The following is a 15,524-nucleotide window of genomic DNA, read 5'->3' on the forward strand; positions in this document are numbered from 1 at the left end:
TCATGGACACCTTTGCGTTGATCGTGACCATTGGCGTCGCGCTCGGATTCACGTACACGAACGGCTTTCACGACTCGGCGAACGCCATCGCCACCTCGGTGTCGACCCGGGCGCTCACCCCCCGGGCCGCGCTCGCGATGGCCGCCGTGATGAACCTCGCCGGTGCCTTCCTCGGCAGCGGCGTCGCCAAGACGGTGAGCAAGGGCCTGATCTCCACGCCCGAGGGCAACAAGGGCATGGGCATCCTGTTCGCGGCGCTGGTCGGCGCGATCATCTGGAACCTGGTCACCTGGTACTTCGGGCTGCCGTCCTCGTCCTCGCACGCCCTGTTCGGTGGCATGGTCGGCGCGGCGCTCGCGGGCGGGACCACCGTGTACTGGTCCGGTGTGCTCGACAAGGTCGTCATCCCGATGTTCATCTCGCCGGTGATCGGCCTGATCGCCGGTTACCTCGTGATGTGCGCCATCCTGTGGCTGTTCCGCAAGTCGAACCCGCACAAGGCCAAGCGCGGATTCCGTATCGCGCAGACCGTCTCGGCGGCCGGCATGGCGCTCGGGCACGGCCTCCAGGACGCGCAGAAGACCATGGGCATCGTGGTGATGGCGCTGACCATCGCCGATGTGCAGTCCGCCGGCGACGAGATCCCGATCTGGGTCAAGTTCGCGTGTGCGGCGATGCTGTCGCTCGGCACGTACGCGGGCGGCTGGCGCATCATGCGCACCCTGGGCCGCAAGATCATCGAGCTGGACCCGCCGCAGGGCTTCGCGGCGGAGGCCACCGGTGCCTCGATCATGTTCGGGTCGTCGTTCCTGTTCCAGGCGCCGATCTCCACCACGCATGTGATCACCTCGGCGATCATGGGTGTGGGCGCCACCAAGCGGGTCAACGCGGTGCGCTGGGGCGTGGCCAAGAACATCATCCTGGGCTGGTTCATCACCATGCCGGCGGCGGCCCTGGTCGCCGCGGTGAGCTACTTCGTGGTGCAGCTCTTCTTCGGCTAGCCCCGGCAGCCGTACAGAGCGACACCCGTACAAGGCAATGGGCCCGCCTCCCCTGAGGGAGGCGGGCCCTTCGTCGTGCGGTGGCACCGCCATGCAGCACCGCAGACGGTCGGGGGCGGGCCTAGCCGAAGCGGCCCGAGATGTAGTCCTCCGTGGCCTGCACGGAGGGGTTGGAGAAGATCCGCGCGGTCTCGTCGAGCTCGACCAGCTTGCCGGGCTGCCCGACGGCCGCCAGGTTGAAGAAGGCCGTACGGTCCGAGACGCGGGCCGCCTGCTGCATGTTGTGCGTCACGATGACGATCGTGAAGCGCTCCTTCAGCTCCCCGATCAGATCCTCGATGGCGAGGGTGGAGATCGGGTCGAGGGCCGAGCACGGCTCGTCCATCAGCAGGACGTCCGGCTCCACCGCGATCGCCCTCGCGATGCACAGGCGCTGCTGCTGGCCGCCGGAGAGGCCCGAACCGGGCTTGTTGAGGCGGTCCTTGACCTCGTTCCAGAGGTTGGCGCCCTTGAGGGACTTCTCCACCACGTCGGCCAGCTCGCTCTTCTTGAACTTACCGTTCAGGCGAAGCCCCGCCGCCACGTTGTCGAAGATCGACATCGTGGGGAACGGGTTGGGGCGCTGGAAGACCATGCCGACCGTGCGGCGCACCGCCACCGGGTCGACCGCGGAGCCGTACAGGTTCTCGTCGTCCAGGAGCACCTTGCCCTCGACACGGCCGCCGGGGGTCACCTCGTGCATGCGGTTCAGGGTGCGCAGGAACGTCGACTTGCCGCAGCCGGACGGGCCGATGAAGGCGGTCACCGAGCGCGGCTCGACGGTCATCGATATGTCGTCGATCGCCTTGTGGGCGCCGTAGTAGGCGGAGAGGCCGGATACGTCGATTCGCTTGGCCATGGCTAGCTCACTGTCTTTCGGGAGGACTGGTCGCTGAGGGGGTCGCGTCAGCGACCGGTCTTGGGGGCCTTCCAGCGGGCGATGCCGCGAGCCACCAGATTGAGGATCATGACGAAGGCGATCAGGACCAGGGCCCCGGCCCACGCGCGGTCGTACGCCGCGTCGCTGCCCACCCGGTACTGCTCCCAGATGTAGAAGGGCAGCGAGGACTGGGCGCCTTCGAAGGGGTTGGTGTTGATCAGCTGGCTGCCGAAGACGAGCAGCATGATCGGGGCGGTCTCACCGGCGATGCGGGCGATCGCGAGCATGACGCCCGTGGTGATGCCGCCGATCGCGGTCGGCAGGACCACCTTCACGATGGTGCGCCACTTGGGCACGCCGAGGGCGAGGGAGGCCTCCCGCAGCTCGTTCGGGACGAGCTTGAGCATCTCCTCGGTGGAGCGCACCACGACCGGCATCATCAGGATCGCGAGCGCCAGCGAGCCCATGAAGCCCGAGGGCTGGAGCTCGAACATCAGCATCAGGGTCAGGATGAACAGGCCGGCCACGATGGACGGGATGCCCGTCATGACGTCCACGAAGAAGGTGACGCTCTTGGCGAGCGCGCCCTTGCCGTACTCCACCAGGTAGACCGCGGTCAGCAGGCCAAGCGGCGCCGAGATCAGGGTGGCGAGGCCGACCTGTTCCAGGGTGCCGATCAGGGCGTGGTAGACGCCGCCGCCGGTCTCGAAGCCGGGGACGCCGGCCATCGAGTGGGACAGGAAGTACCCGTCGAGGACCTTGGTGCCGCGGCCGATCGTCGTCCACAGCAGGGACGCCAGCGGGATCACGGCGAGGATGAAGCAGACCCAGACCAGGGAGGTCGCCACCCGGTCCTTGGCCTGCCGCTTGTTCTCGACGGCCGTGGTGACCGCGTACGAGACGAGGATGAACAGCAGCGCCGCGATCAGGCCCCACTGCACCTTGCTGTGGAGGTCGAAGGCGAGGCCGATGCCGACGGCGAGCGCGATCGAGACGGCCGCGAAGCCGGCCCCCGCCCAGCGCGGCAGGGCACGGTGGCTGAGGCTGCCCTTGCGGGGGGCCGGGGTGGCCGGCCGGGCGTCCTGGACGACTGCGTGGCTCATGCGGGGCTCCCTTCGGGGCGGAGGTTCGGGCGGGGTCGGCGCCGGTGGGCTGCGGCCGGGTGTCCGGGGGCTGTCCCCCGGGGGAGCGCGGCGCTCATGCGGGGCTCCCTTCGGGGGCGGCGGTAGGGACGTCCCGGGTGCGGTCGGCGCTCATGCGGCGGCCCCCGAGTACTCCTTGCGGCGCGCGATGATCATGCGGGCGGCGCCGTTGACCAGCAGGGTGAGGACGAACAGGACCAGACCGGAGGCGATCAGGGCGTCCCGGCCGAGCTGGTTGGACTCGTCGAACTTCGCCGCGATGTTCTGCGCGAAGGTGCCGCCGCCCGGGTCGAGGACGTGCAGCGACAGGACGTAGCTCGGGGAGAGGACCGTGGCGACGGCCATCGTCTCGCCGAGCGCGCGGCCCAGGCCCAGCATCGAGGCGGAGATGACGCCGGAGCGGCCGAAGGGCAGCACGGACAGGCGGATGACTTCCCAGCGGGTCGCGCCGAGGGCCAGGGCGGCCTCCTCGTTCATGCGCGGGACCTGGAGGAAGACCTCGCGGCTGACGCTGGTCACGATCGGCAGGATCATGATGGCGAGCAGGATGCCGACGGTGAACATCGAGCGGGCGACGCCGACTTCGGTCTTCTCGAAGACGAACATCCAGCCCATGTAGGTGTCGAGCCACTCGTTGAGGCCGCCGAGGTAGGGCACCAGGAACAGGGCGCCCCAGACGCCGTAGACGATCGAGGGCACCGCGGCGAGCAGGTCGACGACGTAGGCGAGCGGCGCGGCCAGCCTGCGCGGCGCGTAGTGCGAGATGAACAGGGCGATGCCGACGGCGACCGGGACCGCGATGGCCATCGCGATGACCGAGCTGACGACGGTGCCGAAGAGCAGGACCGCGATGCCGAACGCGGGCGGCGAGCCGGCCGGGTTCCAGTCGAAGGTGGTCAGGAAGTTGCCCTGGTCCTGCGAGATCGCGATGCCGGCGCGGACGCTGAGGAAGGCGGCGATGGCCGCCATCACGACGAGCAGCAGGATGCCCGAGCCCCGGGAGAGCCCGAGGAAGATCTTGTCGCCCGCGCGGCCGGTGGCAGCCGTGCGCAGGGCGGAAGAGGAGCCGGGAGCGGGTGGCGGTGTGTCGCTAACTATGGAAGAAGCCATGGTCTTTCCGGTCTGTGGGCGGGAACCGGACGGGTTCCCTGGCGGCGGTGCACCGGATGGTGTGCGGCGGGGGCCGGATCGGGGCCCCCGCCCCACGCGAACCGCCGGGTCTTCGGCCCGGCGGTCCAACTGTGGCCTTACGAGAGGGAGTTGACCGTCTCGATGACCTTGGCGTTGATCTCGGCCGGGATCGGCGCGTAGCTGGCGTCGGTGAGCAGCTTCTGCCCGTCGGCGCCGGCGGTGTAGGAGAGGAAGGACTTGACCGCGGCGAGCGTCGCGGGCTTGTTGCCCTTGTCGCAGGCGATCTCGTACGTGACCAGGACCAGCGGGTAGGCGCCGTCGGCCTTGGTGGTGTAGTCGAGCTTCAGCGCCAGGTCCTTGCCGGTGCCGGCGATCTTCGCGGCGGCGATGGCCTTGGAGGCGTTCTCGGCGGTCGCCTTGACCGGGGCGGAGGCGCCGGTGTTGATGTCGACCGTCTTGATGGACTGCGAGGCGGCGTAGGAGAGCTCGAAGTAGCCGATCGCGCCGTTGACCTGCTTGACCTGGGCGGCGACGTCACCCGAGCCGGAGGCGGCCTGGCCACCGGAGGCGGCCCACTTCTTCGCCGGCGGGTAGGGCCAGTCGGCCTTGGCGGCGGCGGAGAGGTACTTGGTGAGGTTGTCGGTGGTGCCGGAGTCCGTGGAGCGGTGGAAGGCCTGGATCGCCAGGTCCGGGAGCTTGGCGTTCGGGTTCAGCTTGGCGATCGCCTCGTCGTTCCACTTGCTGATCTTGCCGTTGAAGATCTTGGCGATCGTGGACGCGTCCAGGACCAGGGTGTCGACGCCCTCGACGTGGAAGCCGATCGCGATCGGGCCGCCGACCATGGGCAGGTTGATGCCCTGGCCGCCGCCGGTGCAGACCTTCTTGGAGTCCTCGACCTGCTGGGCGTTGAGCGGCGAGTCCGAGCCCGCGAAGCCGACCGTGCCCTGGGTGAACGCGACGATGCCGTCACCGGAGGAGGAGGCCTTGTAGTTGATCTGCGCGTCCTTGCAGGCCGCCATGTAGTTCTTGACCCACAGGTCCATGGCGTTCTTCTGGGCGGAGGAGCCGGAGGCCAGGAGCTGGCCCTTGGCGCCGTCGCACTTCACGCTGGAGGCCGCGCCGGTGGTCGCGCCGCCGCCGCCCGTGCTCCCGCCGCCGCTGTTGTTGTCGCTGCCGCACGCCGTGAGGGCCAGGGCGCTGGACACGGCGATGACGCCGAGGGCGGTGGCGCGGAGCCGGTTCTTGCGCTGAAGCTTCACTGTCGGGTGTTCCTTCCGGGAGCCGCCGGGGTCCGTTCGTTGTACGGCGGCGTGCGCTGGATGGGCGGTGAGGCGGGATGCCGTGCACCGTGTAAGGCCGAAATTAGGCAGAACAGGTGAAGCGGTCGGCGGGGGAGAGTTAACGGAAGGTGAACCGTGGCGGGCAGTGCGGTGCCGACCGTTATCGGTCCGTGTTCCGCGGGCCGGTCCCGACCCGGCACGCGCCCGCCCCGTGCCCCCCTTGGGCCGGGCCCGGACCGGTTTCAGGCGCGGTTCAGCGCGTCGAGCAGCGCGAGGACGAGCTGGCGGTCCCGGGGCTGGGTGAGGCGGTGGTGGGCGGCGGCCGGGGGCAGCCAGAGCAGCCGGTCCACCTCGTCGTTCGCGGTGAAGCGGCCCTCGCCCGCCTCGGCGGCCCAGTAGTCGACGCGCTTGGGGCGGCCCTGGCCGTCCGTGTAATGGACGGTGGGCAGGGCCGCGCCGGGCACGCACCGGAAGCCGGTCTCCTCCAGGACCTCGCGCAGGGCGCCCGCGAGCGGCTCCTCGTCCCGCTTCAGCTTGCCCTTGGGATGCGACCAGTCGTCGTACCTCGGCCGGTGTACGAGGCAGATCTCCAGGGCTCCGTCGCCCCACGGGGAGCGGCGCCACAGGACGCAGCCCGCGGCCAGGACGGTTCCGTCGGGTGCGGTGCTCATGATGCGGCCGGGGTCGCCGCCGGTGCTGTGGTCACCGCCCCAGGCTGCCAGACGCGCTGGAAGGTGAAGCGGGCCGCCTCCACCTCGTGCCGCTGGTCGGCGTGGAGCACGCCGAGGGCGTACGCGGTCGCCGGGGCGATCTTGGGGGTGCGGGCGGCGGCGGCCGCGGCGGAAGCGGCTTCGGCGGCGTCCCGGTGGCGGTCCAGGGCCACCCCGGCGGCGGCCGTACGCTCGGGGCGCTCCGGCTCGCCGGGCCGGTGGTCCAGGACCTCCCGCGCGTACCGGTGCAGCCGCAACAGCAGCCGCACCTGATGCCAGGGACCGTCCTGGCGCTCGCTCTCCTGGCCGAGCGCCTCGGCGTTGTACGGATGGGCCGCGCGGGCCAACGGCAGTGCGGCGACGGCCCGTTGGAGCCGTTCCTCGGCGTCGAGGGCGGCCGGCACCAGCACCTCGGCGGCCTGGGCCGAGGCGGCGGACGCCAGCGGAACCTCCCCGGCGAGCAGCGCGACCGCGTCCGCCACCGCGTGGAAGCGGGAGGAGCCGAGCGCCTGGAGCGCCGCCGAGTGGGCCCGGGTGCGGGTCAGGGTGAGCTGCCGGTCGAGCAGGGCTCCGGCGCGGGCGGCTCCCACGGTGAGGGTGCCGGTGTCCCCGCGCGGCGGCGGCACCCGGGTGCCGGAGAGCCGGTGCAGGGCGTCCAGGAGCCGGGCGAGCCGGGCCGAGCAGGAGTGCTCGGCCGCCAACGTGGCCGAAAGCCAGCCCAGTTCGCCGCGCAGCTGGTCGGCCCAGGCGGCGTCGAGCAGCGGGCGGAAGGTGTACAGGGTGGCGCTGACGCGGCGGGCGGCGGAGCGCAGCGCGCGGGCGGCCTCCTCGGCCGAGCGGCTGTCGGACCCCGCCTCCTGGTGGTGGCGCAGCCCCCGCAGGAAGTCCCCGGCCCGGGCGTGCAGATAGGGAGCCAGCACCTCGCCGGCCGACGCGTGGGCCGCGGGCGTATGGACGTCGGGGGACAGGGCGTGGTCGGCCGGGCCCTGCTGGTCCGGGTTCAGGGCGTGGACTCCCCGTGTCTGCGTGCCCGGGTGCGGGGCGTGGGCCGCCCGCCCCAGCGGGTCGGGGGCCGGGGCGTCGGGCGCCGGCCGGGCGGTGTTCTCAGGGCGTTGCACGCCGGCGCCTCCGGGCGTCTATCAGCATCTCCTGTACGTTCCGCAGCGGCTGTCCCTCGGCGTCGGCCGAGTGCCGGGTCCAGTTCCCGTCGGCGCTCAGGTGCCAGGACGCGGTGGTGTCCGACATCCCGGTCTCCAGGAGCCGGCTCAGGGCCGCGCGGTGGGCCGGGTCGGCGACCCGGACCAGTGCCTCGATACGGCGGTCGAGGTTGCGGTGCATCATGTCGGCGCTGCCGAACCAGACTTCGGGCTCGCCGCCGTTGCCGAAGATGAAGACCCGCGAGTGTTCCAGGAAGCGGCCGAGGACCGACCGTACCCGGATGTTCTCCGAGAGGCCGGCGACTCCGGGGCGCAGGGCGCAGATGCCGCGCACCCAGATGTCCACCGGCACGCCCGCCTGGGACGCCCGGTAACAGGCGTCGATGACGGCCTCGTCGACCATCGAGTTGACCTTGATGCGGACGTGCGCGGGCCGCCCGGCGTGCTGATGGGCGATCTCCTTGTTGATCCGGGCGACCAGGCCGTCCCGCAGGGACTTGGGGGCCACGAGCAGCCGGCGGTAGGTCTCCCTGCGGGAGTATCCGGACAGCCGGTTGAAGAGGTCCGAGAGGTCGGCGCCGACCTGCGGGTCGGCGGTCAGCAGCCCCAGGTCCTCGTAGAGCCGGGCCGTCTTGGGGTGGTAGTTGCCGGTGCCGACGTGGCTGTAGCGGCGCAGCGCCTCGCCCTCCTGGCGCACCACGAGGGAGAGCTTGCAGTGTGTCTTGAGGCCGACGAGCCCGTACACCACATGGCAGCCGGCCTCCTCCAGCTTCCGCGCCCACTTGATGTTGGCCTGCTCGTCGAAGCGGGCCTTGATCTCGACGAGGACGAGCACCTGCTTTCCGGACTCGGCCGCGTCTATCAGCGCGTCCACGATGGGCGAGTCGCCCGACGTCCGGTACAGGGTCTGCTTGATGGCGAGCACGTCCGGGTCGGAGGCGGCCTGTTCGAGGAAGGCCTGCACCGAGGTGGAGAACGAGTCGTAGGGGTGGTGGAGCAGCACGTCGCGCTCGCGGACCGCCGCGAAGATGTCGGCCGCGGAGGCCGACTCGACCTCGGCCAGGTCGCGGTGGGTGCCCGCGATGAACTTGGGGAACTTCAGCTCCGGCCGGTCGAGCGCGGCGATCCCGAAGAGACCGGTCAGGTCGAGGGAGCCGGGCAGCGGGTAGACCTCGGCGTCCGAGACCTTCAACTCCCGTACCAGCAGGTCGAGTACGTAGGGGTCGATGGACTCCTCGACCTCCAGGCGCACCGGCGGCCCGAAGCGGCGGCGCATGAGTTCCTTCTCCAGCGCCTGGAGCAGGTTCTCGGTGTCGTCCTCCTCGACTTCGAGGTCCTCGTTGCGGGTCACCCGGAACATGTGGTGCGCGAGCACCTCCATGCCGGGGAACAGCTCCTCCAGGTGTGCCGCGATGACGTCCTCCAGCGGGACGTAGCGCTGCGGCGAGGCCTCCAGGAAGCGGGAGAGCAGCGGCGGGACCTTCACCCGCGCGAAGTGGCGGTGGCCCGAGACGGGGTTGCGCACCACCACGGCGAGGTTGAGCGAGAGCCCCGAGATGTACGGGAAGGGGTGCGCGGGGTCCACGGCCAGCGGCGTCAGGACCGGGAAGATCCGCTGCCGGAACAGGGTGAAGAGGCGGGCCTGCTCCTTCTCGGTGAGCTCGGGCCAGCGGATCAGGTCGATGCCCTCGTCGGCCAGGGCCGGGGCGACGTCCTGCTGGTAGCAGGCGGCGTGGCGGGCCATGAGCTCGCGCGAGCGCGTCCAGATCAGGTCGAGGACCTCGCGGGGCTGGAGGCCGGAGGCGGAGCGGGTGGCGACGCCGGTGGCGATGCGGCGCTTGAGGCCGGCCACCCGGACCATGAAGAACTCGTCCAGGTTCGAGGCGAAGATCGCCAGGAAGTTCGCGCGTTCGAGGAGCGGGGTCGACGGGTCCTCGGCGAGCTCCAGCACGCGCTCGTTGAACGCGAGCCAGCTGCGTTCGCGGTCCAGGAAGCGGCCCGAGGGCAGCTCGTCGCCCTCGCTCTCGTCCTCGTAGGCGTCCAGGTCCGCGTCGATGTCCGGCTCCAGGTCGGAGACGGCGGCCGCCAGGGTGTGCGGCCGGTGCCCGGCTATGGAACCGACGGACGGCTGGGGCGGGACTTCGGCGCTGGGCTGCTGGCTCATGTCCCCATTGTTCCGCGCACCGGGGTTCTCCAGCGCGTCGGAGAGGGCGGGAGTGAGGGCCCGGCTGGTGCCGGGTGGGGGAACTGGTCCGTTCCGGGAGGCGAGCGCCGGCGGCTTCATTACGCGAGCGTCGCAAGCGTGTCTGAATAAATGGTTACGAGGACATGGCGTGCGGGCAAGCGGACCCGGGCCCTGGGGCGCCGCGGGGCGCCTCAGGGGGCGGGGCCTTGGCTCGGTCGCGTCAGGAGTTGTCAGGAATTCGCGGGTGGGTCGGGACTCCGCGGGTGGGTCAGGACTCCGCGCGGTACATCAGGTCCACCTCGTGGGTGGTGAAGCCGAGGCGCTCGTAGACGTTGAGCGCCGCGGTGTTGTCGGCGTCGACGTACAGCATGGCGGTGGGCAGGCCCTCGGCGGCGAGGTGGCGCAGGCCCGCCGCGGTCAGCGCCTTGCCGAGGCCGCCGCCCTGGGCGTCCGGCCGGATCCCCAGCACGTACACCTCGCCCAGCTGCTCCTCGGCGTGCACCTTGGTCCAGTGGAAGCCGATGAGCTCGCCGTCCCGCTCCGCGAGGAGGAAGCCCTTCGGGTCGAACCACGGCTCGGCCTTGCGGTCGTCGAGGTCGCGCTGGGTGAGCGACCCCTGCTCGGGGTGGTGCGCGAAGGCGGCCGCGTTCACCGCGAGCCAGGCCGCGTCGTCCTCGCCCGGCGCGAAGGCGCGGACGGTGACGCCCTCGGGCCAGACCGGCTCGGCGATGTCCAGCGGGCTCAACGGCCGCCGCAGCTGGCGCAGTTCACGGAAGAGGGTCAGGCCAAGCACCTGGGCGAGATGACGCGCCGCCGAGTGGCCGCCGTGCGCCCACACCCGCAGCCGCTTGCCGGTCGCCCCGAGCAGCGCGCTGCCCAGCGCCCGGCCGTGCCCCTGGCCGCGGTGCGCGGGGTGCACCACCAGCTCGGCGGCGGGCGCCTCGACGGGGTCGGTGTCCTCCAGCTGGGCGTACCCGGCGAGCACATCGCCCAGGGTCAGCAGAAAATGCCGCACTCCCTCGCGCCGGCCCCCGCGCAACTGGAGCCGCCCCTGCTCGGAGACCGCCTGCTGCCCGTCGGCGCGGCCGGCTTCGGCGAGCAGGTCGAGGACGTCCCGCGCCTGGGAGTGGCTGAGCTCGTCGAGCGTCTGGATGTCGCGGGAGGACGGAACGGGGGCGGCTGCGTCTGTCATGGGTACGAGGGTACGGCGGAGGCCCTCGTGAACGGAGGTGGGTGCGGGCCGGGTTCGCCGGGCGGAGTCCCGGGGGAGCCCGCCCCGGACGCGTACCCGAACCCAACGGCAATCAGCTCGTGACCCGCCACCCCCTGTTGCGCTACGCGCGTTGACCTTAGGCTGCGCCGGGACTCCACCCGGACTCTCACAGGGGACACACAGAACACATGCCAGCGAAACCCCACATGAAGCGTGCGGCCACACGAATGTGGGCGGGGGCCGCCGGACTCGCCACCGTCGGAGCGCTCGTCGCCGCGATGCCCGCTGACGCGCACGACCGCGGACACGGACACCACCCGAAGCCGGACCGCACCGTCGACGTCCAGCTCCTGTCCTTCAACGACCTGCACGGCAACCTGGAGCCCCCCGCGGGCTCCGCGGGCGCGGTGACGGAGCGTCAGGCCGACGGCACCACCAAGTCGGTGCCGGCCGGTGGCATGGAGTACCTCGCGACGTCGCTGCGCACCGCCCGCCAGGGCCACCCGTACTCGGTCACCGCGGCCGGCGGCGACATGATCGGCGCGAGCCCGCTGCTCTCGGGGATGTTCCACGACGAGCCGACCATCGAGGCGCTCAACAAGCTGAAGCTGGACGTCACGGCCGTGGGCAACCACGAGTTCGACGAGGGCGCCACCGAGCTCGCCCGGATGCAGAACGGCGGCTGCCACCCCACCGACGGCTGCTACGAGAAGGGCAAGAAGTTCCCCGGTGCGGACTTCCCCTACCTCGCGGCCAATGTGACGAGCGAGAAGACCGGCAAGCCGATCCTCAAGCCGTACACGGTGTGGAGGAAGAACGGCGTCAAGATCGGCTTCATCGGCGTGACGCTGAAGGGCACCCCCAACGTCGTCACCGCCTCCGGCGTCAAGGGCCTCAAGTTCGCGGACGAGATCGAGACGATCAACAAGTACGCCAAGGAACTGGACCGCCAGGGCGTCAAGTCCATCGTCGCGCTGATCCACGAGGGCGGGATGCCCGTCACCAACGCGTACAACGACAGCTGTGACACCAACGGGCCCGGCAGCGGCGTCTCGGGCCCCATCGTCGACATCGCCAAGGGGATATCGCCGAAGGTGGACGCCCTGGTCACCGGCCACACCCACCAGGCGTACGTCTGCACCATCCCCGACCCGGCGGGCAACCCGCGCCTGGTGACCTCGGCGGCCTCCTTCGGCAAGCTGTACACGGACACGACGCTGACCTACGACCGCCGCACCAACGACATCGTGCGCACGGCGGTACGGTCCCCGAGGTCCGCGAACCACATCGTGCGCCGGGACCAGGCCAAGGCGGCCGACATGACCCAACTGATCGCCCGTTGGGGCGCGTTGGCGGCGCCGGTGGCCAACCGGCCGCAGGGCTTCATCTCGGCCGACATCAACGGGCGCGGCTCGGACGCCCCCGAGAAGCCGCTCGGCGACCTCATCGCCGACGCCCAGCTCGCGGGCCTCTCCGCCCCCGACAAGGGCGGCGCGCAACTCGCCCTCATGAACCCCGGCGGCATCCGCTCCGACCTCGTGTACAAGGCGAGCGGCGCCGAGGGCGACGGGGTCGTGACCTACGGCGAGGCGTTCACGGTCCAGCCGTTCACCAACATGATGAACGTCGTCGACCTGACCGGAGCGAAGCTCATCACCGCGCTCCAGCAGCAGGTCAGCGGCGCGAACGCGGCCGACCCCAAGATCCTCCAGGTCTCCAGGGGCCTGACGTACACGCTGGACCTGACCAAGTCCGGGGCGGCGCGGGTCGTCGTCGACACGATCAAGCTGAACGGGGTGGCGATCGACCCCGCGAAGACGTACCGGGTCGCGATGAACGAGTTCCTCGCGGGCGGGGGTGACGGGTTCCCGGCGCTGGTCGGCACGAACAAGCTGGTCGGGGCGTCGGACCTGGACGTCCTCGACGCGTACCTGGCGGCGAACTCCTCGGCGTCGGCGCCGATGGCTCCGCCGGTGGGGGGTCGTATCGCGGTGCTGAAGTAGCCGTGCGGCGGGGCGTCGCGGACGCGGGTCGCTCGCATCCCGGCGCCCCCTCGCCATTGCCCGGGCGGCGGCCACCTCGCGCGATTCCCGCGCCCGCGCCCCCGCCGTGCCCTGCGGCCGACGCCCCGCTTTGCGCAGTTCCCCGCGCCCCTAACCCCGCTCGACCCTGCGGATCGTGGTCGCTTCTCGCGCAGTTCCCCGCGCCCCTAACCCCTTTCGCTCCTGCGGGCCGTGGTCGCTCTTTGCGCAGTTCCCCGCGCCCCTCAACCCTCTCGACCCTGCGGACCGAGGTCGCTGCTCGCGCAGTTCCCCGCGCCCCTTAACTGCTCGGTGCTGGGGCACCTTCAGCCCGTCCGGCGATTGAGGACGAGCGCCGTTCAGGCGCGATACGGGGTCTGGGGCGGAGCCCCAGAGGTCCCGGCACCCTCCAACCCTGCGCTTACGGGCGGGTGGGTGGGCGAGGTGCCTCGGGGTCTGGGGCGGAGCCCCAGGTGGGCCGGAACCCTCCAGCCCCGCCGCACGGGCGGGCGGGTGGGAGAACGCCCCGGGGTCTGGGGCGGAGCCCCAGGGGGTCGGGGGCGGCCGAGGCCGCTGTACGGGTGGCGGGAGGACCCCCGGGGTCAGGGGGGACCCGGGGGCGGGGAGGCCGCGCCCGGCAGGGTGAGGGTGGCCAGCGTGCCACCCCCCTCCGCGGGACCCAGTACAACCTCACCCCCCGCCCCCCGAACCGTCCGCGCCACAATGGAAAGCCCCAGCCCCGACCCCGGCAGCGCCCGAGCCGAGGGAGAGCGCCAGAACCGTTCGAAGACGTGCGGAAGATCCTCCGCGGGGATCCCCGGCCCGTGATCCCGCACCGAGAGCACCCCCCGGTCCAGGGTGACCGTGATCGCCCCGTGCGGCGGGCTGAACTTCACCGCGTTGTCCAGCACGTTCACCACCGCCCGCTGCAACGCCGCCGGCTCGGCCCGTACGTACCAGGGCGCGAGCTCCGCCGTGATCGTCAGCTCGGGTCCCCGCAGCCGGGCCCGGTCGAGCGCGACCCGGGTGATGTCGTGCAGCCCGACCACCTCCAGGGGACCTTCACGGACCGCGTCTGGACGCGAGAGTTCCTGCAAGTCGCCGATGAGGGCGGCGAGTTCGGTCATCTGGGCCTTGACGGACGCCATCAGCGCCTTGCGGTCGGCGGGCGGAATGGCCCGCCCGGTCTCCTCGCTCCTGGCGAGCAGCTCGATGTTGGTACGCAGCGAGGTGAGCGGCGTACGCAACTCGTGGCCCGCGTCCGCGATGAGCTGCGCCTGCCGGTCCCGGGACGAGGCGAGCGCCGCGGTCATCGCGTTGAACGAGAGGGAGAGCCGGGCGATCTCGTCCTCTCCCTCGACGGGGATGCGCACGGTGAGGTCCTCGGTGCGGGCCACGTGCTCGACGGCACCGGTCAGCTTGTCCACCGGCCGCAGCCCGGTCCGCGCCACCCACAGCCCCGCCGCGCCGGCCGCGACGACGCCGATGCCGGCCAGTCCCGTCAGGAGCAGGGCGAGCCGGTTGAGCGCGGAGTCGATCTCGGTGAGCGAGCGGGACAGCGAGACGGTGGCCCAGCGCCCGGCGAACTCCTGGCGCTGGGTGTGCACCCGTACGTCCATGCCGTCGTCGGTGGTGCTGCTGTGCAGGGCCTCGGCCTTGACGTTGCGGGCCACCGCGATGTCCTGGGACGTGACGCGCACGGGCGGCGAGTCCGGTGCCACGCAGCGGGTGCCGTCCGGCAGCACCACCTGGATGTAGGCGAACGGCTCTTTCCCCGGCGGCAGGCTGCCGTCCGCGAGGCAGGACTGGAGGGCGGCCTGCACCAGGCTGGCGGGCGCACTGGTGTTGCGGAGCGTGGTGTCGAGCTCCTCGCGCAACTGGGCCCGGGTCAGCAGCCAGCAGGTGACCGAGACCGCCGCCACCGCGATCGCGACCGCCGTGGCGACCAGCAGGGCGAGGCGGGAGCGGAGCGGCATGGCACGGTAGCGGCGGACCAGACGGTTCACTCCGCGCCGCCCGGCCGCAGGGCGTACCCCACGCCCCGCACCGTGTGTACCACCCTCGGCTCGCCCCCCGCCTCGGTCTTGCGGCGCAGGTACATGACGTACACGTCCAGGGAGTTGGAGGAGGGCTCGAAGTCGAAGCCCCACACCGCCTTGAGGATCTGCTCGCGGGTCAGGACCTGGCGGGGGTGGGCGAGGAACATCTCCAGGAGGGTGAACTCGGTGCGGGTCAGCTCCACCACCCGGTCGCCGCGGGTGACCTCGCGGGTCGACAGGTCCATCCGCAGATCCGCGAAGGTCAGCACGTTCCCGGCGTCCTGACCGGTCGCCCCGGCATCGACCGCGTACGAGCTGCGGCGCAGCAACGCCCGGATGCGGGCGAAGAGTTCGTCGAGCTCGAACGGCTTGACCAGGTAGTCGTCGGCGCCCGCGTCGAGCCCGGTGACGCGGTCGCCGACCGTGTCCCGCGCGGTCAGCATCAGGATGGGCGTGGTGGAGCCGCCCGACCGCAGCCGGCGGGCCGCGGTGAGCCCGTCCATCCGCGGCATCTGGATGTCCAGGACGATCAGCTCGGGCCGGTACGCCTCCGTCTTGGCGAGGGCGTCCAGGCCGTCGACGGCGACCTCGGTGCCGTACCCCTCGAAGGCGAGACTGCGCTGGAGCGCCTCGCGGACGGCGGGCTCGTCGTCGACGATCAGGATGCGCTGCGGGTCGTCATCGGCGGGGCTCATGAGCGGGTTCCTTCTTCTGTCTCTCTGCCGG

At 71.6% G+C, this 15,524-nt stretch carries 12 protein-coding genes; 2 read left to right on the plus strand and 10 right to left on the minus strand.

The annotated features are described in order from the left end of the window. Nucleotides 1-2: 2 nt before the first annotated feature. The gene (locus N4G70_RS20050) at nucleotides 3-1,001 is read left to right on the plus strand and encodes an inorganic phosphate transporter (protein WP_261714053.1); all 999 of its coding nucleotides are present in this window, start codon (nucleotides 3-5) and stop codon (nucleotides 999-1,001) included. A 121-nt stretch (nucleotides 1,002-1,122) separates the two neighbouring features. Here the strand turns inward: N4G70_RS20050 and pstB are convergent, their stop codons facing one another. The 8 genes from pstB to mshD all read right to left on the minus strand — a co-directional run bounded on the left by pstB (nucleotide 1,123) and on the right by mshD (nucleotide 10,717). Further along, on the minus strand, nucleotides 1,123-1,899 hold the full coding sequence (pstB, locus tag N4G70_RS20055) for a phosphate ABC transporter ATP-binding protein PstB (RefSeq protein WP_261714054.1): 777 nt from the start codon (nucleotides 1,897-1,899) through the stop codon (nucleotides 1,123-1,125). Nucleotides 1,900-1,946: 47 nt separating this feature from the next. Continuing rightward, nucleotides 1,947-3,023, minus strand: a complete 1,077-nt coding sequence (pstA, locus tag N4G70_RS20060) for a phosphate ABC transporter permease PstA (protein ID WP_261714055.1) — start codon at nucleotides 3,021-3,023, stop codon at nucleotides 1,947-1,949. Between the two features lie 150 nt (nucleotides 3,024-3,173). Next, on the minus strand, nucleotides 3,174-4,172 hold the full coding sequence (gene pstC / locus N4G70_RS20065) for a phosphate ABC transporter permease subunit PstC (RefSeq protein ID WP_261714056.1): 999 nt from the start codon (nucleotides 4,170-4,172) through the stop codon (nucleotides 3,174-3,176). A 137-nt stretch (nucleotides 4,173-4,309) separates the two neighbouring features. Further along, on the minus strand, nucleotides 4,310-5,452 hold the full coding sequence (gene pstS, locus N4G70_RS20070; protein WP_261714057.1) for a phosphate ABC transporter substrate-binding protein PstS: 1,143 nt from the start codon (nucleotides 5,450-5,452) through the stop codon (nucleotides 4,310-4,312). Nucleotides 5,453-5,715: 263 nt separating this feature from the next. Continuing rightward, nucleotides 5,716-6,144 (minus strand): NUDIX hydrolase, encoded by a 429-nt coding sequence (locus N4G70_RS20075; protein ID WP_261714058.1) that lies wholly within the window; start codon nucleotides 6,142-6,144, stop codon nucleotides 5,716-5,718. Next, nucleotides 6,141-7,187 carry a CHAD domain-containing protein gene (locus tag N4G70_RS20080; RefSeq protein WP_399036274.1) on the minus strand — a complete coding sequence of 349 codons (1,047 nt, stop codon included), beginning with the start codon at nucleotides 7,185-7,187 and terminating at the stop codon, nucleotides 6,141-6,143. The genes N4G70_RS20075 and N4G70_RS20080 overlap by 4 nt, the downstream gene beginning before the upstream one ends. Nucleotides 7,188-7,287: 100 nt before the next feature. Further along, entirely contained in the window at nucleotides 7,288-9,504 is a 2,217-nt protein-coding gene (locus tag N4G70_RS20085; RefSeq protein WP_261714059.1) for an RNA degradosome polyphosphate kinase, read from the minus strand. Between the two features lie 289 nt (nucleotides 9,505-9,793). Next, complete coding sequence (gene mshD, locus N4G70_RS20090) at nucleotides 9,794-10,717, minus strand: mycothiol synthase (protein WP_261714060.1); 924 nt, start codon at nucleotides 10,715-10,717, stop codon at nucleotides 9,794-9,796. Between the two features lie 209 nt (nucleotides 10,718-10,926). Here mshD and N4G70_RS20095 point away from each other — a divergent pair, with 209 nt between their 5' ends. After that, the gene (locus N4G70_RS20095) at nucleotides 10,927-12,741 is read left to right on the plus strand and encodes a bifunctional UDP-sugar hydrolase/5'-nucleotidase (RefSeq protein WP_261714061.1); all 1,815 of its coding nucleotides are present in this window, start codon (nucleotides 10,927-10,929) and stop codon (nucleotides 12,739-12,741) included. Nucleotides 12,742-13,361: 620 nt separating this feature from the next. On the opposite strand, the gene N4G70_RS20100 is transcribed toward N4G70_RS20095, so the two are convergent. Together N4G70_RS20100 and N4G70_RS20105 are read right to left on the minus strand one after the other, a co-directional pair. Then, nucleotides 13,362-14,756 carry a sensor histidine kinase gene (locus N4G70_RS20100; RefSeq protein ID WP_399036277.1) on the minus strand — a complete coding sequence of 465 codons (1,395 nt, stop codon included), beginning with the start codon at nucleotides 14,754-14,756 and terminating at the stop codon, nucleotides 13,362-13,364. 5 nt (nucleotides 14,757-14,761) lie between these two features. After that, a complete protein-coding gene (locus N4G70_RS20105) occupies nucleotides 14,762-15,493 on the minus strand; it encodes a response regulator transcription factor (RefSeq protein WP_261714062.1) in 732 nt (243 codons plus the stop codon). Between the last annotated feature and the right edge of the window lie 31 nt (nucleotides 15,494-15,524).

The sequence above is a fragment of the Streptomyces sp. ASQP_92 genome (assembly GCF_025399895.1).
Classification (GTDB): domain Bacteria; phylum Actinomycetota; class Actinomycetes; order Streptomycetales; family Streptomycetaceae; genus Streptomyces.